We start from the raw sequence: 23,280 nt of genomic DNA on the forward strand, positions 1-23,280 counted from the left end.
TGGCCGCGAAGCGTGGCCTTGTAACGGAACGTCTTACCGGCGCGACATTTATCCAGCGTTGCTTTCGCGATGCTGAAGAGTTTGAAAGTTGTTTGGCCACCTTGGCAGCTCTTGGCGTCGATACTACCGGTCTTGAGTCGGAAGGGCTGTTTCACGCCGATTTGCTCTTGTCCCGCCCTGAGATGGATGCGCGCGCCACCCGTCTCGAAAACATTGTCACCGTCGCCAGCGGCAGGGGTCGGCCTATCGGGCCCCGTTATGTGCATATTGGAGGCAACGCGGGCTTGCAGGTTGCGTTGGAGCCGTGACGGGTTCCTTTTCCGAGGATAGTTGTGGGTATGCCCCAAGGAACTGTACACCGAAGTGGATCATACCCTGACTTCCTGAATGATTACTTTCTATCAGGTCGGTAGTCTTACAGAGAAGCCTTGGTTATGACTACTTCGCCGATTGCGAATCCATGTGTTGCCGTGCCGTATGATCGAGGTCGCCGCTGCGTCAGATTTCTACGATCGAGTGCGGCGTATTGCCGTTTCCAACGTATCGTTCGAAGTGCGGCAAGCGAAGAAGGTCGCACTGCGGCCGACGCCAAGGCTAGGGCGAAATCGATAGCAAAGGTCAGCACGAGCCAGCCGATTAGCGCGCCAGCCAGAGCCTGTTCCAGGCCAGCCAGATCACGCCCGCAATCGCGGCCCAGAAATGGAAGCCGGTCGCGTACGAAGACGAATTTGTCGGCCGCCGCAAGAGCCGCGCCGTTGGCCGCGGGGGCATGCACTGTATAGACCGGCTTCGAACGCTCCGCCGAGGATGGACTCTTACTTACAGCATGATCTTCCGGAAAACCGGCACGACCTTTTCCGGATCATGCACCCGGAGATCAGCCGCCGAGCTGCCCCTTGGTTGAGACGCCAGCATGCATTCGCTGTGGTCTTCCATGCGAGCCTGCAGGAAGACGCCGTCTTGAGGTCTGAGGTCGAATACCCGAGCGGGTCTCGCATCGGACCCGCCTGACGACAGGAGGGGGGCGCTCCGATTCTGTCGGCACCTCTTCACCGGCCTTCGGTTTGAGCCGACGAAATTCATCGACCGACATCATAATCGATCTGGTTTGCCGTGGTTCATGATTGCGACGCGGCCGGATACGGCAGCCCGCTGCATCTCCCCGGATTGCTGCTGCAAATCCTGAGAGGAGAAGGTTCGAATAAGCGCTCAATGATCTTCACGTATTTATGTATTTTTCTCGAGTAGGTGCGCGGCGCCGTTCGAGCGCCTTGCGATCCCCATTCAAGATGCGGCAGGAAGAGTACTACCACTCTGCTTTTTGTTGGGTCGCCAAGCCGAAGAATCCGTCATTGGAGGGATCCTTCGTCGGCGAAGTCTTCTGAGCAGTTTCGAACCGGCTGCACGCCGACCATTTCACGCTGCCGCACACCGGGCGATCTTCACGGCGGTAGATGCGTGCGGCCCTCAACGGGCCGCGCCTCAGCCTCTGGCTCGAGCGCCAATCGTCAGCTCAAGGATGATGTCGATTGCGGGAATCCATCTTGAAGCAGCCCCATAGAGCAATGAAAATATCCCTGCGGGACTCTTGAGTCTCATTGTTCTAGGCCACGCTCTGCGAGCAGCCGGTGCATGACCTCGCCTTTTATCTCGGCTGCGATTTGGTTTCGGACTTGGGCTCCGAGCACCCGCTCGGCATCGACGTCGCCTACCAGACCATGTTCGGCCAGTCGCTGATCCAGACGGCTTTGAAACTCTTCGCCCATGGCTTCGACAAGCCGGTCCTGCATCGCTGCATGTTCGTCCGGTGCGATGCGCCTCAGCACCGTCTCCCAAGGTTGCCAGCGGGTGGCCATATAGTCGGTGAATTGGTTCGCTTCCCGCTCCCGGACCAGGTCCAGCGCCTCCGTCGCATCATCCTCGCTTACGCGAGAGACCGCCAGGAAGCGCATGTCAGGGGCGACGTGACTGAGCTCCAGCGGCTCGCGCAGCCGATGTTGATAGGCCAAGTAGACTTCCACGTCGTCTATGTCTGGGTCGAGGCTGAGGAGCGAGTTGACCCTGTCGCGCGCGATCTCGTCAAGCGCCTCCAAGCGGAACGCAACACGGCCGCGCTGGATCAGTTCGCCAAGACGATCGTCATAGACGCCGCCCTCGACATCAGCGTTGAGGCGCGCGGTCTGCATACCGTTCCAGTGCAAGGTAACTCGATCCTCGCAGCTCGCGTTGGCCTCGGAAGCCTGTGCAAAAAACTGCTCGCGCAATCTCGGATTGGCCGCCGCCTGCCGCAGATCATCAGCCACTCTCTGCCGAAACTCGTGATTGCCATAATTAACGGTCTCTCGTAGCCTCTCTAGGAACCGTGCGTAGTCCTGCGCGCCGGGCTCATCCGCAAAGTGCTGCCATTCGGCCGGTGCCGAGGGGGCGTCTCCCAGCCAGTGCGCGGCAGCCTCATACAGAGATTGCTGCGCAAGCTGAGGTGGCGCTTCAGCCGCCGCCAGATTAGCGAGGACGTCGTCCGGCAGCGGGTTATCCCCGAACTCGAGGTTCTCCAAATGCGGGTAGCTAAAACTCGATAAAAGATCCTCAGGTAGGCTGGTCAGCCGGTTACCGCTGAGATTGAGCGATTGGAGCGTGCTCGGAAGAGGGGCGGGGAGGTTGGCCAATTGATTGCTGCTGACATCGAGTTCAATGAGCCCCGATGGGAGGGAGTCGGGGAGGTCGGTCAGCTGATTGCCACTAACCGCGAGCGAGGTGAGCCTGCTCGGGAGAGCGTCCGGCAGGCTAGTTAGTCGGTTGTCGCTTGCGTTCAGGATCTCGAGCCGAGCCGGAAGGTTGGCCGGCAGACTGGTCAAGCTGTTATCGGCCACCTCCAGCCGAGAGAGGGTCGCCGGAAGAGCGTCCGGCAAACTGATCAACCGGTTATGGCTAATGAGAAGATGCTGAAGACCGGGTGGGAAGCTAGCGGGCAGGCTGCTTAGCTCGTTGTGCCTGGCGCGCAGTTCAAGCAATCTTGGCGGCAGGGCGGCGGGCAAAGCGGTCAGGGAGAGGGAGGACAAATCCAGCAAGTGCGAGCCCGCGTTGTCCGAAACCCTAATTCGTGTGCGCCCCTGTCGCCGATTCTCGGCTTCGCCCTGCCCCTCTTCGGCAACCCAGTTGTCCAGGATCTGCGCGCGCGCGGAGGCCGGGGTCCGATATCCTGTCATGGCTTCGACCAAATCCGCCACGGCTCGGCTGAAGCCGCTGAGGTAACTTTCCTGCTCCCCCTCTTCAGAAGCGTCCGAGGAAGAACCTGCACTCCGCTGTGCCTGTCCTGTGTTCATCAATTTCTCCATCGTCAGAACAAGAATGCCCCCGCTTCTCAAGGTCGCGAAGCAGGCTGGTTGTCATGATCATTCGAGAGCCAGCGCACGTGCGCTGCGGCTCCCGCCCGACTCGAGCCGGTACAGGTTCACATGAGCCCAAATGCGGCAAATGGATCGCTACTGCTGCGAGGCTTCCTGCCATTTCGTTGACCAGATTAAGTCCCGGAGGACCGTCAACGTGGCAGCGTTCTGCCCTTAGCAGGCCTACCTGTCGATCAGCTGACGAGTGTCGCTGCAGAACCCCGGGTCGCTCGGTTGCCAGCGGTGACAGAAGTAAGCCCGCCTCTTTATTCCGAGGATGCTCGCCTTATTTCGGGGCTTGAGGAGGTCCTCCGCAATGGAAGCAGCGCCGGCGCCCGCTGCCAGGACTCGCTCAGACACCTACGGCGGTTTTCCATTGGTTGATCTGACTGCGCCCACGCCGTCTGAATCACGCGACGATGCTAATTCTGTACGGCCGTTTCCGAGCACCTCCGCTGATGCTCAGATCGGGGCTTTAGGTCCGACAGCCTCGTCCCACGGCCGCGGGCTGGTGCTCGAGGACGGAATGGCTGGGCGACGAGCATATCGACAGGGATCACCGGCTCCAGGAGCAGGATTTGCAGAGGTACCATCCAAATCTCGCCGCCCGGACGCGGTTCGTGAATCCCCTCATCGTTCTAAATTATCTGCGCTCTGACGACGATGGCGTCGTGCGAACCGAATTCCAGCGCATCGTCGATGATGATAATGGTAATGATGCAGCCGACTTCCTGTTCCTGCTCGTGATTAATGCCGATCCTGAAGATCCTAATAGCCTCGGCAACCACTGGTCGCTGCTGTTCGTTGATCGCAGCGACCGGGGCCGGCCGGTCGCCTATCACTACGATTCCTACGGCGGACTCAACAACAAGGATGCAGAACATCCCGCAAGTCGGCTGGACCTCCGCCTGGAGCCGGCATGGCCCGGCAGCGGAACGGCTATGATTGCGGCGTCTTCGTGGTGGACGGCACGCGGGCGCTGGTTAGGCAATTGGAGCAAGGACGGGAGCCACACCTGCTGAACCTCAGCAACCTCGTTGCCAATCGGCAGGCACTGCAGAACCGACTCAGGGGCTGATGTCGCCGTGGGCGGATAGCTCGTCGACGATGCCGCCAACGTCATCCTCTCCGCCGTCGGTTACAATTTCCGCCGCGTCCTCGCCTGGCTAAGGGCTCTTTGGTACCTCTTCCTGGCTGCCTTCTTCTCAGTCACCAGCCACCGCACGCCACTCAAATCGGCTTCTTAACCGACGCGCCGCGACGACGACGATACTGAAGATCTACTCCCTCTCAACTTCCCCAAAAGCCGCAGCGCCGAAAACCCGGCCTGATATAACATAATCTCTCGTCCAGCAGCGAATCCACTGGCTCTCGTAGGGGCCGACTGATTCTATGCGAGATTCAATGTGACGAGAAAGTCGCGCTTACGTTCAAGCGGCACCAGCGGCAGTTGCGCATCGTGCGCAGCCGCCTGGGCCGGATCATCCGCGACATCCGCCGCAAGATCGAAGGCCAGGATGCGCTCGAAGAGGCGTTCGCACTCCCGTTGAGCCGGGCCACGCAGATCCGCTCGCAGCAGCAGCGCCAGCGCGGCTGGAAGCTGTATTCCTTCCATGCCCCCGAGGTGGAGTGGGGGATGTCCCGATCGCTGTTGAACTACGTCGGGTCGACGTTGCCGGAATGAATATTACGCAGCCCTCGTGACGTGGGCAACGGACTTGATTGTCATGCGATCGTGGTGAGCTTGAAGGGCCGCACGCAGAACCGACAATTGCTTATGCGCCTTCAATCGTCGGAAGCCCTTGTTGGCCTCGATCATACCGGCCGCGACCCATCGCAAGGCCATACCGGCATCCCGCCAGCGTTTAACGTTGCGCGTGACGCGGCGAATGGTGCCCATCATGTTCTCGGCGATATTGGTACAGGCGAGCGATCGGCGAAGCTCCTTCGGCAACTTCAACCGGACGACAGTCAGGATTTCGTCGAGGCCTTCGAGGATACTGGCCGCAACGCCGGGCCATTGCTGGTCGAGTCGACGCGCGAGATTGCGGATCAATTTTTCAGCCTTGTCGGCGTCATCGAGCTCCCAGGCCTGGCGCAGCACCCGGCGGGTGGCCGCATGATGCTCTTTCGGCAGGCGTTCCATGATGTTGCGCGCCTTGTGGATCTGGCAGCGCTGGATCGCAGCGGCCGAACCGAAGGTGCGGCGGATCGCCTTCGACAACGCCTTCGCGCCGTCGGCGATGAACAGTCTTGGCACCGTCGGGTCGAGCCCGCGCGAGACCAGGTTGTCCAGCAGGGCCTGAACCGTTGCTGCATTCTCGGTCGCCCCTTCCACCAGCGCCAGCGGATGCTTGTTGCCTTCGCCGTCAACCCCGATCGCGGCCACCAGCACGAGATCGTCGTCGAGATGCAGCCCGTCGATTTGGACCACCAGAAGGTCGAGCGCGGACAGATCGGCAGCCATGAAGTCGGCCAGCCGCGCCGCCGACAGAGCCACGAACCTCCGCGAGGCCGCCGACTTCGAAATCCCCGATCCGGGCGGTGCCGGCACGTCACCCTCGGGCAGCCGGACGGCGCGGCCGAACCGGCGCGTCGACACATTGATCAGCATCAGGTTCATCGCCCAGCGACCGAGCCAGTCCTCCTGCGCCGCCGTTTCCCAGCTCGGGATCGTGACCTCGCGGCCGTCCATGCCCCGGACCCGCGGGCGATCGACCTCGATCTTGCCGCCGTGGAAACCGATCCGCCCCCGCGTTCGGCCCCAACGGTGCGCCCGCCGCGCCGCATCACGACCGTGGCGCGGCCCGCAGGCCGCTGTCACATCCGCCTCCATCATCGTGCCGAGCGCCTCGATTCCTGCCGCAAGGCAGAACCGATCGAAGCTCGCTCGCACTTCCGCAAATGATTTCTCCACAGCCCCGGTCGCCGGCCAACCAGCCGGTGTGATATCTCTCGTCATGGCGTTGCTCTCCTTTGTGGAATCAGCACCCCGAGCCTACCGGCTCAAGGTGGGCAACGCCGACCTCTTCAGAAATTCAACAGAACCCGGGACATCCCCGTGGAGTGCATCGGCAAGGGTAAGGCCAGCGCGCCTTACGAGTTCGGCGTGAAGGCTTCCATAGTCACCAACAACCGGCCTGCTCCCGGCGGCCAGTTCGTGCTGCACGCCAAGCGCTGCCCGATAACCCTTACGACGGTCACACCCTGCGGGACGTCATCGACCGAACCGAGACACTCACCGGGTGCGCGATCGAGCGCGCCTTTGTCGACAAGGGATACCGCGGCCATGACGCACAGAACCCGCGCCGCGTCTTCATCTCCGGCCAGAAGCGCGGCGTCTTCGGCACTATCAAGCGCTAGCTGCGGCGCCGTTCCGCTATCGAGCCCGTGATCGGCCATTTGAAGGCTGAAGGACGCCTCGGCCGCTGCTACCTCAAAGGCCGCGCCCGCTGGGGCAATTCGGTGAGGACATGTCGCAACCATGCGAAGGGCTCAACGCTACAGGCGCGACAGGTCAGCACCAGGCTATAGACAACGGCACTGGCGCTGGCTCCATCAACGGTATCGCTGAAGAGCCAATTTTTCCTGCCACAGGCGAAGATTCTGATGTCGCGCTCAAGAAGGTTGTTGTGGATCGGCATCTCGCCGTCCTCGTTGTAGCGCGTCAGATATTCCCACTGATTGAGCGTATAGGAGACAGCATCGCCGAGCTTGGTGTCGGGCACGACCTTTGCGGCGATTGCTTCGAGCCATGCCTTGAGAGTGTTCAGGACAGGAATGCTGTGTTGCTGGCGGAAGCGGCGCCTGTAATTGGCCCGCGTTTCGCCGTCATCCGGTTTTTCTTCACGCACCTGTCTTTCAATCCGGTAGAGTTGGTCGAAGAACTTGAGGGCTTGCGCCGGCAGCCCGCCGGGTTTCTTCCTCGCTTTGAGGGCGTCGACAAAGCGCCGCCTGGCGTGGGCCACGCATCCGATATGCGTGGCGCCTTTCAACGTGCGCCAGGCCGAGTAACCGTCACTCATCAAGATGCCGCGGTAGTCGCCAAGGAAGGTCTGCGGGTGTTCCTGCCCACGACCAGGCTGATAATCGAACAGCACAATCGGCTGCTCACTGTCCTCGCCGCTGCAATAGGCCCACATGTACGAGGTGCTGGAGGCTTCCTTGTCCTTTTCCTTCAATACCTGAACCGTTGTTTCGTCGCCGTGGATGAGGGCCTGGCACCTGAGCCGCAGTTTCAGTACGTCGTAGATGCGCACATTGATCAGCATCAGGTTCATCGCCCCGCGACCGAGCCAATCCTCCTGCGCCGCCGTTTCCCAGCTCGGGATCGTGACCTCGCCGCCATCCACGCCCCGGACCCGCGGGCGCTCGACCTCGATCTTGCCGCCGTGGAAGCCGATCCGTCCCCGCGTTCGGCCCAAGGTGCGTCCGCCGCGCCGCCTCGCGATCGTGGCGCGGCCCGCCACAACATCCGCCTCCATCATCGTGCCGAGCGCCTCGATCCCTGCCGCAAGGCAGAACCGATCGAAGCTCGCCCGCACTTCTGCAAACGCTTCGTCCACCGCCCCGGTCGCCGGCCAACCAGCCGGTGTGATATCTCTTGTCATGGCGTTGCTCTCCTTTGTGGAATCAGCACCCCGAGCCTACCGGCTCAAGGTGGGCAACGCCGACCTCTTCGGAAATTCAACAGAACCCGGGACATCCCCAGTTCTTGTTCTAAATGGGCGATCTTCTCATCCAGGGACTGCAACTGGTCGACAGCAATCGTAGGATCGATTGGGCCATCGCGGGGGTATCTGCTATCCTATTCAGGAGTTTGGCCAGATTGATCCATCATTCCGATCGCGGCGCCCAGGGCGAACTCCGTCGGAACACCTGTTCTCACTCATGACAGCAACTTGTCCAGCACCTCTGCCGGTTGGCAACATGATAAGGGTCCCAGAGCGGTCGGATCGAAACCGGATCAAGTAGTCCTATCCACGTGGTCCACTTCAGATTTCCACCAGATCGGTCGTGTGTGTTGCAGGCGCGCGAAATCTTGAGCGTCGAAAAAGGTGCTTGATCACAGTCTGCAACCAAATTCCAATTTGCCACCGCTTGGGTCACCAGACTGCCTATTTTGTCTTGCCCAGCTGAGGCGCCCGCGCGCCGGTTTTTGCCCGACGCGGCTGCCATTGCGACACGAATCGTAGCTTTGATCGGCCTGGGCGGCAATCAACATCTCGCAGTCGCGCAGCGCCTTGATGTTGCAGGCATAGGCTGGTCCACGGCGGTTACCTTTCTGTTGGGGATGTCCGGCTTGAAGTTGCATCGCGCGGGTCTTGTTGGCGACCAGCGCCGGGTGCGCCCACAGGTAATCCTCGCTCTTCGTCAGCAAATGCCAGCAGAGCACAGTAAGCTTGCGAGCCACGGCGACCGCGGCGATCTGATGGCCGCGCCGGGTGCGGATGCGCACGAAAAAAGCACGCAGTGGACCGGGCGCCTTGGCCGCTGCCCAGGCCGCCTCGACCAGCATGGCGCGCGCGTGACTGCGCCCGATCTCGCTGATGCGACGTGATGGGCGGCTCCCAGTCCCGACTGCCGCACCCGCGGGTTCAGCCCGAAATAGCTCGCTAGGGGGCGCCGGCCGTCCGGATCGCGGTCGGCACCAGGCGCATACTCCTCCATCCTTCAAGTCAGAGGGACAAGCAGGACTCGATCGCGCCGGGGCGGGATGACAACCGAAGGACGGCTCACGCCATTTAAGGGGCAATCCGTTCTGCGGGTGAGCCTTGGTGTATGTCGTCCGGCAACGTCGTCGCCAAGAATAGGCGTCTCTCCCGCAGGACCCTGGGGGCTTGGGGCAGCTCAAAAATACCGCAACCCCGTAGGATCCCGCATTGCCAAGCCGCCAATAGAGCAGCATGTTTCCTCTGGAATTGGAGGGAGAACCGTAGTGATCTTCGCAAGCGGACGTCGGAGCGGTCGGTCATTCAGCCGTGCCGGACGATTGAGGAAGCAGAGGCCGTTGCCGCGGAAATGAACGGCGCCGGGTTTAAGAATGTTGCGATCGGGGACACAAGCCGGCCCGCGAAATGAACAGTCGGTGAGCAGTCTTCTCTAGTATGGAAATGCTGCTCGGATAGCTTGGGCACCTTGCCCACCGGCGCGCGGTGAACTCATCCACTGATAGGACCGATCCCTCGGGATCACCGAGCGCACGGCCGATGAAGGAGCAAAGCTTGCAGCCGTCTGGCGCTCTCCGCTTCTGTTGCCGTCTGCCGACCAGGGTGATCTGGTTGCTCTCGCTGTGGGTACGGTTTCGCTGTGGGGGACGGTCTGGAGCACGACACGGGATACCGCGCGCAATTCGGGCGCGTGCGAACTGTCGATGATCTGTTGGTAGGTGAGGAGTTCGAGCGCCGCCAGACAGAGTGCGACCTACTCGATCTGGTGCGAAACAACTACGGCTTAAAGAAAGGAGTAGCCACATGCTGTTCTTTGTCGATCTCGCCCTCGCGCCTCTGCAGTTCATGGCCTCGTTTTGCGACGAGATGGTGAGGCCGCTGACGCGGTCGGTGCGCCCTGCCATCGCGGGCCCGGCCCAGATAATCCATATCACCCCAGAGCGTCGGGCGCGCCGAAAGCGGAAGATTCTGCGTCGCCTGCAGCTCGGCTATTGAGGAGGCTGCGCTGATGACCGTGGGGATGTCCCGATCGGTGTTGAACTACGTCGGGCCGACGGGAGTGAATGTTACGCGGGCCTCGAGACGTGGGCAATGGGCTTGATCGTCATGCGATCGTGGCGAGCTTGTGGGCCGCACGCAGAACCGACAATTGCGGGCAGCCGGGCGGCGCGGCTGGCTGACTTCATGGCTGCCGATCTGTCCGCGCTCGACCATCTGGTGGTCCAAATCGACGGGCTGCATCTCGGCGACGATCTCGTGCTGGTCGCCGCAATCGGAGTTGGCGGCGAAGGCAACAAGCGTAAGCGCGAAGCCGATACCCTGGCTTCAGAGTTAGAATGAATGTGCGAAGAAGCCTCCGGCTTGGAACGGAGGTTTGGATGGGATTGGACAGCAAAAAGGACGTCCATTTGGGCGGCTCACCGGTAGGGCTGGTGAGCCGGCTGGAGGTCCTCGAAGGACCGTCGGGGCGCCGTGTGTGTTCGGAGGCTGAGAGAGCCCGGATCGTCGCCGAGAGTCTGCTATCTGGTGCCCAGGTGTCCGAGGTGGCGCGCAAGCACGGAGCGACGCGCTGGCATATTTGCGATTGGCGACGCCGCTTTCGACAGCGAGGCATGTTGGCGCCGTGCGAGGCATCGCAGTCGACATTCGCAGCGCTGGTCGTGGAAAGCGCGTTGGAGGAGCGTCAGGTTCCGGCGATCAAGCTTGAGATCGCGATCGGCGATGTTGTGCTGCGGACGGACACAGCCATAGATGGCGAGCAGCTGTCCCGGGTGATCCGCGCAGTCCGAGCGTCACGATGATCGCGGCCGGTGCCGATCTGAAGATTTACATCGCGACGCGGCCGATCGACTTCCGCTGTGGCCACGATGGGCTTGCGGCGAAGGTGCAGGAGATGCTTCGTCTCGACCCGTTCAGCGGCGCAGCCTTCGTGTTCCGATCGAAACGAGCACAGCTCGTTTCATTGTACGTCCCTTTGTCAGAAGAGCTGGCTCCGCAAATTCGGACAGTAGCTTGAGTGGATTTTCTGCCTGAGAGCGGCGAGGCTTCTTGCCGCGAAACAGGAGCGAAGATGACGAAGAGGAGTCGCCGGACGCATTCTCCGGCATTCAAGGCAAAGGTGGCTTTGGCGGCCGTGAAGGGGGAGAAGACATTGGCCGAGCTGGCGCAACTGTTTGATGTCCATCCGAACCAGATCACGACCTGCAAGTCCCAACTCCTGGAAGGCGCCGCCGGAGTGTTTGGGCAGGACAACGGACCGGCCGAGGCGCCGGTCGATTTGAAGCGTTACATGGCAAGATCGGCGAGCTTGCGTTGGAGAACGATTTTTTGTCCGGCGCGCTCACCAAGGCGGCCCTGCTGAGCGCAAAGCGATGATCGACCGCGACCATGATCTGTCTGTCGTGCGCCAGGCGAAGGTCCTGAACCTTGCCCGCAGTACGGTTTACTACGAACCTCGGCCGGTTTCGGCCGAGGACTCGTCTTGATGCGCCGGCTCGATGAGCTGTACCTCGATTATCCCTTCGCAGGGGGGCGCATGCTGCGATCGCTGTTGCAGCGTGAGGGCATGCAGGTTGGCCGCCGCCACGTCGGGACGCTCGCGACGCTGATGAAGCGCATGGGGATCGAGGCGATCTATCGCCGTCCGAACACGAGCAAGCCCGCACCGGGCCACAAGATCTACCCGTACCTATTGCGCGGATTGAAGATCGAGCGGCCGAACCAGGTCTGGGCAATGGACATCAGCTACATTCCGATGCGACGTGGATTCGTTTACCTCGCCGCGGTCGTCGATGTGTTCAGCCGAAGGGTATTGGTCCATCGCGTATCGATCACGATGGAGACGATATTCTGCGTCGAAGCGCTCCAGGAGGCGTTGGCGAAGCACGGCAGGCCCGAGATCTTCTTCAACACGGATCAGGGTAGCCAGTTCACCAGCCTCGACTTCACCGGCGTGCTGCTGGACGCGAACATCGCCATCAGCATGGACGGCAAGGGTGCCTGGCGCGACAACGTGTTCGTCGAGCGGCTGTGGCGCACTGTCAAATACGAGGAAGTCTATCTGCGTGCTTACGACAGCGTGCTCGAGGCGCGAGCATCGATTTCCAAATATCTGGCGTTCTACAATCGAGGACGTCCTCACTCGAGCCTTGACGAACGCACGCCCGACGAGGCTTACTTCGGCGCGCAAACGATGGTGACGGCCGCATGATCGTCGCCAACGATTTTGCTGCGGCTCTGGTCGGGCTTGCGCCCTCCCGACGCCACAGCAAAATCGTAAAGCCCCGCGCTCAGCATAACCCGGCAGGAATCCACTTAATTTTCGCGGGGCCCTGTCCAAACAACCGGGACCAGCTCTGTTCTCTCAGAGTCTGTCCGGAAAGATTACCTTGGATTGCATAGCTTTCGCAGCATGAGTCGGATGGAGGCCAGCTTGAGAAAGGCGAGCGCCCTGTGATTGAAGCATTCCCAATCTTTGGACAGTCTTCGGCATCGCCCGAGCCAGGCAAAGGTACGCTCGACGATCCAGCGTTTGGGCAAGACGACGAAACGGTGAGCCTGATCGGAGCGTTTGACGATTTCGAGGTTCACGCGCTTCAGAGCGCTACGCAGCCCCTTCTGGAAATGTGGCCCTTGATATCCGCCGTCGGCGTAGAGCTTCAGAAGAAAGGGATAGAGGCCGAACAACGTTGCCATCAGGAGCACGCCGCCGTCGCGATCCTGGATGTCCGCCGCATGCACGATGGCGTGCATCAAGAGGCCTTGCGTGTCGACGAGAATGTGCCGCTTCTTGCCCTTGATCTTCTTGCCCGCGTCGTAGCCATGGAGATCATGAGGCCCCCTTTTTCAGCGCTTTTCACGCTCTGGCTATCGATGATGGCGGCGGTGGGAGAAGCCTCGCGCTCGGCCCTTTCGCGACATTCGACATAGAGGGCGTGATGAATTTTATCGAGCGTGCCGTTCCAGCTCCACAGATCGAAGTAGCCATACAGCGTCGAGCGCGGCGGCAGGTCCTTGGGGATCGCGCGCCACTGGCAACCTGTGCTCAGGATGTACATCTGCGGATTCCGACGAAGCCGGCCATGCATTCCAATTCGAAGCCGGCCGGGTATTCCGATCTGAAGCCGGCCACCCGTGGCGTCGTTCGCATGGGTCAATTTCATGATGTCGTCGAGGGCTGGGAAGGTCAAGAGACCGGTTGATCTTGAGCGGGTTGCTTCTGCTTCCTGAGGCTCTCTCCTTTGAGTTCGATGCGGTAGGCATTGTGGACGAGGCGATCGAGAATCGCGTCGGCGATGGTGGGGTTGCCGATGATTTCGTACCAGCGATCGACGGGCAGCTGGCTGGTGACGATAATCGAGCGGGCTTCGTATCGATCCTCGACGATTTCGAGCAAATCACGGCGCTGGTCGGCGTCGAGAGGTTCTGGTCCCCAGTCGTCCAGGATCAGCAGATCAAGTCGTGCGATCGCCCGCAGCATCTTGGTATAGCGGCCATCGGCGCGGCCGAGTGCGAGAGCGGCGAAGAGACGCGGCACACGATGGTAGGCAACTGAGAAGTCGTCTCGGCAAGCCTTGTTGCCGAGGGCACAAGCGAGCCAGCTCTTGCCGACGCCGCACGGCCCGGTAACAAGGAGATTATGTCGTGCCCGGATCCAGTCGCCAGCGGCGAGTTTTAGAAAGAGCGTGCGGTCGAGGCCGCGGATAGCGCGGTAATCGACATCCTCGACGCAGGCGGCATGACGCAGCTTGGCGGCTCGAGCTCTGCTTTCGAACCGCTTTTGCTGGCGCAGCGTTTTCTCGTGTTCCAGGAGCAACGCCAGCCATTCGGCGTGTTCGAGGCTGCGCGCTTCGGACTGGGCATCGAGGTCCTTGAAGCCTTTGGCCATACCGTGGAGACCAAGGCTATGCAGCAGGTCGAGGGTGGGATGGGTGAGCATGCTGGATAATCCTTTCAATGGAAGTAACCGGGGCCGCGCAGATTGGGATGTTCGATGATCGCGTCCTCGGTATCGCGAGAACTGCGTTCGAGCTTGTTGGCGATGATGGAGGCGATGCTCTTGTAGGTCAGTGCGCTGACCGCGACCGCGCGGGCCGCGATCAGCTCGGCGCGTTCGGGATCAATATCCTTGAACAGCCGAAGCACGCCGAGACAGGTCCGGAATCCCTGTTCGGGATGAGGCCGATTGGCCAGGATGGCGAGAACGAGCCCCTCGGTGTTGGGCCCGATCGACCGCCCCCAGCGCCGGAATCGATCGGGAGTCCACTCGGCGTAACGCCGATGCGCACTGGGCATGTGATCGGGATCAGTGCCGTGCCGGCGGCCGCCATAACGGCGCTGGTGAGCAGCAACACGCAAACCCCGATGGAACAACTCGATGGTCCGGGTGGTGGCGCGAACGTCGACCTGCTCCCGGATCAGGCCGTGTGGAACTGAGTAGAAGAAGCCGTCGACCTCGACGTGATAATCGAGCGAGACGCGGGCCAGGAGCCATTCCGCGAACTGATAGTCGGCATCCGGCAACGGCGCCAGGACAGGCATCTCGACGGTCTCGAACAATTGTCGGCGGCTGACGCCGATCCGGCGCATGACGTGGGCGTTGATGCGCTCCAGCGCGGCGGCGATTGCCGCATTCGCCTCAGCCAGCGAGAAGAAGGTCTGCCGGCGAAGCCGCCCGAGGATATAGGTCTGGGCAAAACGCACTCCGGCTTCCACTTTTGCCTTATCCCGGGGCTTTCTTGGCCGTGCCGGAAGGATGCCAACGCCGTAATGGGACGCCATCATCCCGTAGCTGCGATTGATTTCGGGGTCGTAGAACGACGCCCGGTGCACGCCGGACTTCAGATTGTCAGGGACGACGAGGCGTGGCACCCCGCCAAAGAACCGGAACATTCGGACATGAGCCTCGATCCAGTCCGGAAGTGTCTGCGTCCAGGTCGCCTCGGCGTAGGTGTAATTCGAGGCGCCAAGCACGGCGACGAAGATCTCCGCGTCGCGCACAACCCCGGTTGCGCGATCAACGATCATGATCTTCTTGCCGGAGTAATCGACAAAGACCTTGTCGCCGGCCGGATGGTCCTGCCGCATCGTCGGAGACAGCCGCCGCTCGAATTCCCGGAATAAATCGCAGAACCGGCTGTAGCCATAACCTTCCGGATGGACCGCCCGGTACTCCTCCCACAGCACCATCAGATTGACGCCAGGCCGCTTCAGCTCACAGGCCAGCGAGGCCCAATCCGGCTCCCGGCGCCGGCGGAAGCCGCGCCTGACGCCGGCATGGGCAAACAGACGTTGTTCAAGAACGGCGTCGGTCAGATCGCCCGCCAAAGGCCACGCCAGCCCGGCAGTCGAGGCACGCTTGAGATTGTCCTGGATCGTGCTGCGCGCCACCCCGAGCGTGCGCCCGATCTCCCGGGCGCTCACCCCATCACGGGCAAGCCGCAGCATCTGTCGTATCTGTCGCATGGTCAGTTCTCTCTTGGCCGGCATCCGCTTCCCCTCGTGGATCAACGAGGGACTTGATGCCTGAAGGACTGACCCAAACGAAAACGCCGACTTCCAAAACCCGGCCGGCTTCAAATCGGAATGCCGGCCGGTTTCATTTCGGAATCGTGGCCGGCTTCAAATCGGAACGATGGCCGGCTTCAAGTCGGAATACCCGGCCGGAATAAATCGGAATCCGCAGTACATCAGCCCGTTGGCAATCTCGCGCAGGTCCACCGTACGCTTGTTGCCGCCGCGCTTGGCCGGCGGGATGCGAGGCGCGATCAGCGCCCACTCCTCGTCGGTCAAGTCGCTCGGATAGCGCAGGCGGCTGCGGTCGTAGCGTGCACGGTTCTCGGTAGTCCACATTGGCGGCGCGTCCCCATCGAATCAGGCCGCTCACCTTGAATCACAATCGATTCATTCGACTCAACATGTTTTGGAACAGACACTCAGGCCTGCTTTGGGTTCAAATAGAAAGGGGAACTGTGGTCAACCTCCAACCTTCAGAGCGGCGACCGTACGACTGACTTGCGCAGTATCGGGGATAGGGGCGCGGAGGCTCAAGACGACTGCGTTATTTCCACCACGCATCATTGCCACCACGCATCGCTCGTCGAGGATCCGTCCCTTCTCCGCTCGTGTGGCCGACCCGTAACGCTCCGTTACCGCCGACACCACCTCGCGCCGCGCGCGCATGCTGATCTTTCCCGCATAGACGCCACCGAACCAATTCGATGGCACCGCCCCAATCATCGGCGAAAAGTTGTCCAGTAACATTCTGGGTGAGGCAATGCGGGGGTCAAATTTGCAAACGATGACGTAATTGCGGTCGGCGCCCGCGGCTCGAAAGGTCCGCTATCTTCAAGCCTTCCCGCAATCTCGCGAATCGGAGGGGGCTATGAAGCAATATGTTGGGCTGGATGTCTCGCAAAGAGAAACGTCAGTATGTGTGGTCGACGAAGTGGGTCAGGTCTTGTTCGAGGGAAAGGCCAAGTCCGACCCGGGGGCGCTCACGGCACTGCTTCGCAAGCGGGCGCCACAGGCGGAGCGCATCGGATTTGAGACCGGGGCGATGGCGAGTTGGCTATGGCATGAACTTCGTAGGGTTGATCTTCCGGTGGTCTGCATCGACGCGCGGCATGCCCACGCGGCTTTGTCCGTACGCATGAACAAGAGCGATCGGAATGATGCTCGAGGTCTGGCCGAATTGGTGCGGGTTGGCTGGTATCGAGAAGTCAAAGTCAAGAGTGAGGAAAGTCAGAAGATCCGCGCGATACTCATCGCGAGATCTCGGCTCGTGGCCATTCGTCGAGATATCGAGAACCAGGTCCGCAGTCTAATCAAAGAATACGGCTTGCTCTTCCCACGCGCGATCGGACTGAAGTTTCGCAATCAGGTCTGCGAGCTATTGGGCGAAGATCATCAACTCCTCGGTGTGATCGCGCCGCTTCTGTCGATCCATGAGCAGATCTGCAAGCAGCAAAGCAAGTTCGACGACGAAGTCCGCCAGTTGGCGAAGTCGGATGAGACGACGCGCCGCCTGATGACGGTTCCTGGTGTCGGCGTCGTGACCGCCTTGGCCTTCCGCCATACGATCGACGACCCATCGCGCTTCCGATCGGCATCAAGCGTCGGCGCCTATCTGGGTCTTACGCCCCGACGAAACCAGTCTGGTGAAACTGACATCAACGGCAAGATATCACGATGGGGCGACCGTCTTCTCCGAACGTACCTGTACGGGGCGGCGACCGTCCTGCTTTATCGAACGAAGAAATGGTCCTCTCTCAAGGCTTGGGGCATGAAGCTCGCCAATCGGATTGGCATGCGAAAGGCAAAGGTCGCCATCGCGCGCAAAATCGCCATCGTTCTTCACTGTATCTGGGTCGACGGCGGATTCTCGCCTTTGACGGCCTTACTGCCGGAGAAGGCTTCTAGCCGGTCGAAGAAGCTCGAGTCGTCCGCGGTGACTGTGAACGATTCCCATTTGGACTGACCGATCTTGGAAGCGAAGGCGGCGGGGTAGCCGAAATCCGGACTCTTGGCAGCCAGGCGCTCCCAAAGTTTCCACGTCCTCCAGTTCGCTCCGTATTCAGCACGGGAACCGTGTCCATCGAACCGTAGCTCGTATCGGATGTCATTGGCCCGTTGGTCACGAACACAAGATCCCGTTCGGCCAGATCGATGGCGCGATCTTCGCCGCAATGCCGATAGCGCAAGCGCGTCGCGGTCTTCGTCCCGCCTTCGGCGACAATGTCAACATCGGTCACTTCCGTCCCCATCTCCAGCCGCACGCCCCGCGCCGTCAACCATGCGACGGTCGGACGGACCATGGCGTCGAACTGGTTGAGCTGGGTGCGGTAGATCCCCGCGAAAGTGTCGATCGTCGAGAACAGATGCAGGAAGCGCAGACAGTATCGCTTGAACTCGACGGCACTGTGCCATGGCGCAAATGCAAAGGTTGTAGACCAGATGAGCCAGAACTTGCTGCGGAAAAGTGGGGTTCGAACCAGTTCTGGATCGTCCTGGCGTCGAGCACCGATTCTGGAGCCGCGCAAGGCGCGCTCAGGTCGAGCCGATCTTTCTCAGTTCGTCCTTCGCCGATTTGGTCTCGTCGGCAATCGAGGGAATGAAGGATAACAAGTCGTAGGTACAGTTGAACTTTTCCTCGAACATGCGCCCGCCGCGCATGACATATCCGTCCTTCGGATCGCCATGTGCGTCGAGGCTTCCGCCGAACTGCTCCATTTGCTCGAACAGGACGACATTCGGGCCGGATAGCCCGCCCTCCTTGACGAGGTAAGCCGCTGCGGCCAGGGCGGCGATGCCTGTTCCGACCAAATAGGCCTTGCGAGGAGCCGCCTGCTTCGGTGGATTAAGGCGAGAAACGAGAGAAGCAGAGGACATAAAGTTCGCCAGCATCTAGCGGTTGGAATGTCTATGCAATCGGCGCGCCGATGGCGCCGTGCAAAACAATATGATCGCGAAGCACAGCTCCCGGACTGCATCATAATCAACAAGCGCCAGAAGCCCTTCGGGGTGCACAGCCACATGCAGTCGCCGTCGAGCGCCTGACCATAAGCAGCAACGGCGCCGCGATCATCGAATTGGATCAAGCCATACCAGCAGCGGCTGCGCGGCGCGCAAAAGCTGATTGCGGGCTTTGCTCGAAGACGGAATAGGAGCGCCGTCATGTCGGGCTTACAACCATCTCCGTCTTCAACCAGACAAGACAGAAAGCAACCGGACAAGACGGAAATTGAGACGGTGCCAGTTGTCGCCTTTGCCGAAGTCGAGCATACGTCAGTACGAAGATGCCCAAGGCGACCTTACAAGGTGCTTGGCCAGCGGCCGGGTTGAGTTCGAGCGCAAGCACATACCCGGTCCTTTGCGCATCGCGAAAGTCTTTCGGGATGGCGCCACACTTCTGAACCAGGGTCCGTGTTACCTCCTATCTCATCTGTGAGGCGCTCCATACCCTGAGAGCCCGGGCTGTGAGGCTGGCGTTCGCCAGTTCTCTCCAGGACTTCCGTACTTCCATCCAACGGATTTTTCGAGCGGGCAAGGTATCAAGCAGTTTTCGGGCAATTGGTACAAACCGCACAGCTTCCGAGTTCGGGTCGCGCTTGGCATCTTCGAGAATTTTGAGAGTGGCCGCTTCGGACCGTCTCCAGCCCGACTCGGTGAACCTGCTCTCCGCGAAATACTCAAAACAGGTCCGGAACCTCAAAGCGCGGCCGATGATCGTATGGGCTGGCAATCCCGCCTCGCTCAGCCACCTCCGAAGATGGTCACACCACCCTTTGCTGCTGCATTCGAGAAGACCACCACCTTCCAAGACCAGAAGCGCTGCCATGCCAGCGATCTCGCATCGTACCTCCTCATTCTGGCCTTCGAACCAGTTCCGGACTGCATGCAGTGGCGTCACCGGCCGATTCACAATCGATACCTGTGCCGCGCCGGCGCGATAGAACGGAACCACGTTTTTCAGCGATGGCAGGCGCGGCCACGGCCTCCCTTCTGCGTCCCACAAGACCCAACGCTCAGCGATCCTCTTTGCCTCGTCGGGCGACCTGCTTCGCCAAAGCTCTTTGAGCGCCTCATTGACGTAATATGAGACGTCAGCTTTCAGACCGCATGTACGTGCTATTGCTGCGAGGCGACCGGCGTCAATGAGCCGCGCCGCGAAGTTGTTCTCCGCGTTCATTTGCCGACGTGCTTGGTTTGCTGCTCAGTTCCGATCATCAACCTTCAGAAGGTACCACAATCTCCAACTTGTCATACCCACCTCATTCGGTACGGCGTGGACGTATGCAAAGCCAATGGAAGTGGGCTGGCTGGGCCTTCGCGCTCTTATTGATTTTCGGAGAAGTCACTGACGGCGAAAAGGACAATCCACTTTCAGGCTAAGAAGTGCCACTTGGACTTTGCCAAGAAATCCTGGTCGAGGTCGTTCCGCGAGGGATCGAAGATGCTGGATCGTCGCAAAACACAGCCCCCCTCTGCGGTGAGGTAAGCTATTCACGCATCGCCGCACGAAGGGGACGATTCCGTGCAAAGACCCCGCTGCTGTCCCGCTCAGAACTGAACGCCATGCCGAATTCGGTTGCTATGATACAGCGCCGCCTCAGGAGCGCGTTGGTTGGGCGTATAGCTAGGACGACTCCACATTCATTGAAGCCAAAAGCAGATTGCGGCGAGATGGACAAACGCGAGGAAGTTCGGCCCGTCGGTCGAATCGCGTAGCGAAGCGGCGGAAGTGTTTTGAGCTTGTTGAGCAGCGCTCGATGCGGTTTCTCAGCTTGTAGATGTAGATCGTTTCGTCGTGGGGGATCGGGACCTTGCGAGAGCGGCTGAGGAATTCTGCTTGGGAGTTCCTGTCTGCGATGGTTTTGCGCAGATGTCGTTGTAGTCATAGGCCCTGTCGGCTAGCACGGCCTCGGCCTCAAAGCCTTCGAGCAGGGCTTTCGTAGTGAGATTGCCGTGTCGTTGACCGGCCATGAGACGACCGAGGCCGTTGCAGAGCATCTGGATCTTGGTCGTCAAACAACCTCCGGAGCGCCCGAGTTCTTGAGTTTTGGCCCCCTTCTCCGCTCGCGGCCTGCTGGTGGACGCGAACCAGAGTGGTGTCGAGCATCAGGTATTTATTGTCGCGATCCCGGATCAGTTCGGCAAACACTTTCTCCCACACGCCGCTTTGGCCAGCGGGAAACCGCGCAGGCACGCTGTTCCACTTGCCATAGCGCTCCGGCAGGTGCAGGTGCTGCCAGTAGGCGCCGGACCGCGGAACCCGCAACCCCGTTCACGAACAGACGGTTGTCGACACCGCTGCGGTCGCGATCACCCACCTTGCCCGCCAGCATCTGCCCGAGGATCGATAGAACGCGCTGTCCAGGCGCAGGATCACGCAATTGATGAATGGGCGATTGCGGCCGACGTCATGATTCTTCTTCGACTCTTCCTCGACCGGCTGCGCGACTCCCGAGAACCGTCCCAGTTAAGCCGCGCTCCACCTAGAAGGTGCCGGCATAGTCGCTTGCCTGGGTTAGTGCGGTATGGGCGATCTCCGGCAACTGGATTTTCCCGAGCTTTTTGAGCAACGAAGAATGCGGCGCGCCTGCTCGACCAGCTTCAGCGCGAACTTTCTGACCGAGAAGCCATTGCCCTGCTCCGGACTCATTCCGAAAAACTTTCTCGCTTTCGCGATGGTCGACGAAGAGAAATTGGTAAGTGGAGCTTCGGATCTGACCTGGAGAATGACAGCGAAAATGAGCGCCATTGCGCGGAGCGCCTGAGGCTAAGCGCGCGAATGAATGAAGCTTACGCGGCAATCACACGATTGCGACCTTCATGTTTTGCGCGATAGAGCCGCTGATCGGCGACGTTCAGCAATCCGTCAAGCGTGTCTCCATCGCGCCCGAACTCCGACACCCCAACGCTGATGGTGACGCCGACCGACGGCTGAGCTTCGACGTCGAATGCAGTGCCTTCAATCGTCGATCGAAGGCGTTCGGCTACCGCGTAAGCCGTGTCGAGCGTCGCCCCGGGCAGCAAGACCATGAATTCTTCACCGCCCACGCGTGCGACAGAGTCATAAGGGCGAATTGCCTCCAAACACTTTCGCACAAATGCGCGGAGCACCCCATCGCCGACGCTGTGACCACGTGAGTCATTGATAGCCTTGAAATGGTCGAGATCGAGCGACAGCAGAGATAATGGAGCACCGGTTCGTTTGGCCCGCGCGATCTCGGCGCCGATATGGTCGAGGAAGTGTCGCCGATTTCCGGCACCGGTCAGTGGGTCGGTGGCGGCAAGGCGTTCTAACCTTTGATTGCTCACCTGCACTTGCTGTAGCGCCCTTTGAGTGTGGGCCATCGAATCGGCCAGGCGGGCCATCATTTCTTCCTGGCTATAGATGGTCGAGAAGGATTGCGTCGTTCGGAAAGCCTGGACAACGCCATAGCTGAGCAGGAAGAACCCGCCAGCAAAGATCGCGTGGGCGAGCCACCACATATGATTCCACGGTGCCGCCAAAATGAATGCGAGCGACGATAACGCAAACCACGCGACCGAGATGCCGAAAACAAGCATGAGCGGCGAGTGAATCCCTCGCATGAGCATGACCGCGACGTTCAGCGCGCTGAACACCAGTGCACCGCCCTCCATGGACAAGCGTACCGCCGGGTGTCCCGCATAGGGGGAGTAGGCGATCAATGCGACAGCTATATCCACGGTCAGGAACAGGCTGGTCCACATCAGCCATGTGCGCGCATCCGAACGCTTCTCGACCTCGTCTGATGGCTGGTTATAGCTGAGCAGCCCAACGAAGAGAAGAATCGACATCGCGAGACGCGACGCCGGTCCATAGAGCAGAAACAGCCAGATGTTGCGGTGTGCCATCCTGGTGAAGGCGCCGTGCAGTAAATAGATCAATACGAAGCCGAGAAAACCCAGCGTCAACCAACGCAACAGAGGTTCGCCGGAAGACCGGTAGCAGCGACACGTCACGTAGGTGACGAACAGCCCTTCGAGGGTGGCGAGGGCAATCGCGAATTCATGGAATGGGTGATTTTCGAATTTTAGCGTGGGATCCTGCTGGAAATACAGGTAGGCAATGAACTGGGCAGGCATCAAGGCGAAGGCGATGAGGAGAAGGCTCATATACGCCTGTGTGATCAGCCGGAGCGCATTAGGCGGCTCGGGTACCGCACGATTGGTGCTCATATGCAATACCGTCTCCCATGATGACGTCAGATCGTTTCGTGGACACTTGAGCGTCTCCGAAGGATACTGTCCCAGAGCACCTTCGGTCCTTGTGTACTAGCCAGTTGAAGGAACCAGGATGCGTCGCGGCCGGAGGCCGTTCAACAACTCGGAGCCCGCGATCACCGCTGCGACGGAGGCATGAGCTTGACCTTTCCGTCCTGCGGCACCCCATCGAGCAGGCGGCGGCGCGGATAGGGTCGGCCTTGTCGTCCAGCAGCGGCCAGCTCCCGCCGCCGCCGGGATCAGCAGCGCCGCGGACTGCGTTTATGTATTCGAGCCCACCGCGTTCAGGCCGCCCGCTCCGCTGGGTCAACGTGTCGTGTGTTCAGCAGATTATTCCGGCCCCTCCCGCGAGTTGTCACGGTCTGCGAGGCGCTCGAAAACCTCCATCGAAAGACAAGGAAATCACGATCCCGTTGGAAAGGAGTCTGCGTATTACCGTACTCAATCGTCTGCCTACCGCCCCCCGGTAGTGC

14 protein-coding genes and 11 pseudogenes are annotated in these 23,280 nt (G+C 60.5%); 12 read left to right on the forward strand and 13 right to left on the reverse strand.

What is annotated here, in order from left to right:
* Positions 1-5 precede the first annotated feature (5 nt).
* Positions 6-308, forward strand: a pseudogene (locus HAP41_RS07150) (class I SAM-dependent methyltransferase); the annotation flags it as partial.
* A 328-nt stretch (positions 309-636) separates the two neighbouring features.
* On the opposite strand, the gene HAP41_RS07155 reads toward HAP41_RS07150, so the two are convergent.
* A complete protein-coding gene (locus HAP41_RS07155; RefSeq protein ID WP_371821700.1) occupies positions 637-771 on the reverse strand; it encodes a DUF2628 domain-containing protein in 135 nt (44 codons plus the stop codon).
* A gap of 824 nt (positions 772-1,595) precedes the next feature.
* The gene (gene nopM, locus HAP41_RS07160) at positions 1,596-3,323 is read right to left on the reverse strand and encodes a T3SS effector NEL-type E3 ubiquitin ligase NopM (RefSeq protein ID WP_175618160.1); all 1,728 of its coding nucleotides are present in this window, start codon (positions 3,321-3,323) and stop codon (positions 1,596-1,598) included.
* Positions 3,324-3,964: 641 nt separating this feature from the next.
* Between nopM and HAP41_RS07165 the strand changes: the two genes are divergently transcribed.
* From HAP41_RS07165 to HAP41_RS07175, 3 genes and pseudogenes are all read left to right on the forward strand, one after another.
* Positions 3,965-4,408, forward strand: a complete 444-nt coding sequence (locus HAP41_RS07165; protein WP_248577186.1) for a hypothetical protein — start codon at positions 3,965-3,967, stop codon at positions 4,406-4,408.
* An 84-nt stretch (positions 4,409-4,492) separates the two neighbouring features.
* Positions 4,493-4,633 (forward strand): annotated as a pseudogene (locus tag HAP41_RS07170) (IS5/IS1182 family transposase); the annotation flags it as partial.
* 173 nt (positions 4,634-4,806) lie between these two features.
* Positions 4,807-5,016: pseudogene (locus tag HAP41_RS07175) on the forward strand (IS5/IS1182 family transposase); the annotation flags it as partial.
* Between the two features lie 57 nt (positions 5,017-5,073).
* Here HAP41_RS07175 and HAP41_RS07180 read toward each other — a convergent pair.
* Positions 5,074-6,348, reverse strand: coding sequence for an IS256 family transposase (locus HAP41_RS07180; protein ID WP_166064748.1), 1,275 nt, complete (start codon positions 6,346-6,348; stop codon positions 5,074-5,076).
* Between the two features lie 99 nt (positions 6,349-6,447).
* Here HAP41_RS07180 and HAP41_RS07185 point away from each other — a divergent pair.
* Positions 6,448-6,836 (forward strand): annotated as a pseudogene (locus HAP41_RS07185) (IS5/IS1182 family transposase); the annotation flags it as partial.
* On the opposite strand, the pseudogene tnpC reads toward HAP41_RS07185, so the two are convergent.
* Positions 6,818-7,642: pseudogene (gene tnpC / locus HAP41_RS07190) on the reverse strand (IS66 family transposase); the annotation flags it as partial. The pseudogenes HAP41_RS07185 and tnpC overlap by 19 nt on opposite strands.
* A gap of 809 nt (positions 7,643-8,451) precedes the next feature.
* Positions 8,452-9,005: pseudogene (locus HAP41_RS07200) on the reverse strand (transposase); the annotation flags it as partial.
* 854 nt (positions 9,006-9,859) lie between these two features.
* Here HAP41_RS07200 and HAP41_RS07205 point away from each other — a divergent pair.
* From HAP41_RS07205 to HAP41_RS07225, 5 genes and pseudogenes are all read left to right on the forward strand, one after another.
* Positions 9,860-10,051: a hypothetical protein gene (locus tag HAP41_RS07205; RefSeq protein ID WP_166104006.1), complete on the forward strand. Its 192-nt coding sequence runs from the start codon at positions 9,860-9,862 to the stop codon at positions 10,049-10,051.
* A 189-nt stretch (positions 10,052-10,240) separates the two neighbouring features.
* Entirely contained in the window at positions 10,241-10,396 is a 156-nt protein-coding gene (locus tag HAP41_RS07210) for a hypothetical protein (RefSeq protein WP_166051853.1), read from the forward strand.
* Between the two features lie 38 nt (positions 10,397-10,434).
* Complete coding sequence (locus HAP41_RS07215) at positions 10,435-10,857, forward strand: transposase (RefSeq protein WP_166104000.1); 423 nt, start codon at positions 10,435-10,437, stop codon at positions 10,855-10,857.
* Positions 10,854-11,072 (forward strand): IS66 family insertion sequence element accessory protein TnpB, encoded by a 219-nt coding sequence (tnpB, locus tag HAP41_RS07220; RefSeq protein WP_166103996.1) that lies wholly within the window; start codon positions 10,854-10,856, stop codon positions 11,070-11,072. The genes HAP41_RS07215 and tnpB overlap by 4 nt, the downstream gene beginning before the upstream one ends.
* A 54-nt stretch (positions 11,073-11,126) precedes the next feature.
* Positions 11,127-12,266 (forward strand): annotated as a pseudogene (locus HAP41_RS07225) (IS3 family transposase).
* A gap of 173 nt (positions 12,267-12,439) precedes the next feature.
* Here HAP41_RS07225 and HAP41_RS07230 read toward each other — a convergent pair.
* The 4 genes and pseudogenes from HAP41_RS07230 to HAP41_RS07245 all read right to left on the reverse strand — a co-directional run.
* A pseudogene (locus HAP41_RS07230) lies at positions 12,440-13,218 on the reverse strand (IS5 family transposase).
* A 23-nt stretch (positions 13,219-13,241) separates the two neighbouring features.
* The gene (gene istB, locus HAP41_RS07235; protein ID WP_166057122.1) at positions 13,242-13,994 is read right to left on the reverse strand and encodes an IS21-like element helper ATPase IstB; all 753 of its coding nucleotides are present in this window, start codon (positions 13,992-13,994) and stop codon (positions 13,242-13,244) included.
* Positions 13,995-14,008: 14 nt separating this feature from the next.
* Entirely contained in the window at positions 14,009-15,520 is a 1,512-nt protein-coding gene (gene istA, locus HAP41_RS07240; RefSeq protein WP_166105319.1) for an IS21 family transposase, read from the reverse strand.
* Positions 15,521-15,694: 174 nt separating this feature from the next.
* Positions 15,695-15,907, reverse strand: a pseudogene (locus HAP41_RS07245) (IS5/IS1182 family transposase); the annotation flags it as partial.
* Between the two features lie 532 nt (positions 15,908-16,439).
* Between HAP41_RS07245 and HAP41_RS07250 the strand changes: the two are divergent.
* Positions 16,440-17,432: pseudogene (locus HAP41_RS07250) on the forward strand (IS110 family RNA-guided transposase); the annotation flags it as partial.
* Here the strand turns inward: HAP41_RS07250 and HAP41_RS07255 are convergent.
* The 3 genes and pseudogenes from HAP41_RS07255 to HAP41_RS07265 form a co-directional block, all read right to left on the reverse strand.
* Positions 17,411-18,096 (reverse strand): annotated as a pseudogene (locus HAP41_RS07255) (oleate hydratase). The pseudogenes HAP41_RS07250 and HAP41_RS07255 sit on opposite strands and share 22 nt — an antisense overlap.
* 7 nt (positions 18,097-18,103) lie before the next feature.
* Entirely contained in the window at positions 18,104-18,460 is a 357-nt protein-coding gene (locus HAP41_RS07260) for an oleate hydratase (protein WP_166103990.1), read from the reverse strand.
* A gap of 529 nt (positions 18,461-18,989) precedes the next feature.
* Positions 18,990-19,745, reverse strand: coding sequence for an HAD family hydrolase (locus tag HAP41_RS07265; protein WP_166103985.1), 756 nt, complete (start codon positions 19,743-19,745; stop codon positions 18,990-18,992).
* Between the two features lie 1,348 nt (positions 19,746-21,093).
* Between HAP41_RS07265 and HAP41_RS07270 the strand changes: the two genes are divergently transcribed.
* Entirely contained in the window at positions 21,094-21,333 is a 240-nt protein-coding gene (locus tag HAP41_RS07270) for a hypothetical protein (protein ID WP_166103982.1), read from the forward strand.
* 25 nt (positions 21,334-21,358) lie between these two features.
* On the opposite strand, the gene HAP41_RS50300 is transcribed toward HAP41_RS07270, so the two are convergent.
* Positions 21,359-22,762, reverse strand: a complete 1,404-nt coding sequence (locus tag HAP41_RS50300; protein ID WP_166103979.1) for a GGDEF domain-containing protein — start codon at positions 22,760-22,762, stop codon at positions 21,359-21,361.
* Between the last annotated feature and the right edge of the window lie 518 nt (positions 22,763-23,280).

It is taken from the genome of Bradyrhizobium barranii subsp. apii (assembly GCF_011516635.5).
Lineage (GTDB): Bacteria > Pseudomonadota > Alphaproteobacteria > Rhizobiales > Xanthobacteraceae > Bradyrhizobium > Bradyrhizobium barranii.

Excerpts from the sequence above, each read along its gene's own strand:
- HAP41_RS07155 (WP_371821700.1), bottom strand. The coding sequence starts at position 771 with ATGCCCCCGCGGCCAACGGCGCGGCTCTTGCGGCGGCCGACAAATTCG.
- nopM (WP_175618160.1), bottom strand. The coding sequence starts at position 3,323 with ATGAACACAGGACAGGCACAGCGGAGTGCAGGTTCTTCCTCGGACGCT.
- HAP41_RS07180 (WP_166064748.1), bottom strand. The coding sequence starts at position 6,348 with ATGACGAGAGATATCACACCGGCTGGTTGGCCGGCGACCGGGGCTGTG.
- HAP41_RS07205 (WP_166104006.1), top strand. The coding sequence starts at position 9,860 with ATGCTGTTCTTTGTCGATCTCGCCCTCGCGCCTCTGCAGTTCATGGCC.
- HAP41_RS07210 (WP_166051853.1), top strand. The coding sequence starts at position 10,241 with ATGGCTGCCGATCTGTCCGCGCTCGACCATCTGGTGGTCCAAATCGAC.
- HAP41_RS07215 (WP_166104000.1), top strand. The coding sequence starts at position 10,435 with ATGGGATTGGACAGCAAAAAGGACGTCCATTTGGGCGGCTCACCGGTA.
- tnpB (WP_166103996.1), top strand. The coding sequence starts at position 10,854 with ATGATCGCGGCCGGTGCCGATCTGAAGATTTACATCGCGACGCGGCCG.
- istB (WP_166057122.1), bottom strand. The coding sequence starts at position 13,994 with ATGCTCACCCATCCCACCCTCGACCTGCTGCATAGCCTTGGTCTCCAC.
- istA (WP_166105319.1), bottom strand. The coding sequence starts at position 15,520 with ATGCGACAGATACGACAGATGCTGCGGCTTGCCCGTGATGGGGTGAGC.
- HAP41_RS07260 (WP_166103990.1), bottom strand. The coding sequence starts at position 18,460 with ATGCTGGCGAACTTTATGTCCTCTGCTTCTCTCGTTTCTCGCCTTAAT.
- HAP41_RS07265 (WP_166103985.1), bottom strand. The coding sequence starts at position 19,745 with ATGAACGCGGAGAACAACTTCGCGGCGCGGCTCATTGACGCCGGTCGC.
- HAP41_RS07270 (WP_166103982.1), top strand. The coding sequence starts at position 21,094 with ATGGGCGATCTCCGGCAACTGGATTTTCCCGAGCTTTTTGAGCAACGA.
- HAP41_RS50300 (WP_166103979.1), bottom strand. The coding sequence starts at position 22,762 with ATGAGCACCAATCGTGCGGTACCCGAGCCGCCTAATGCGCTCCGGCTG.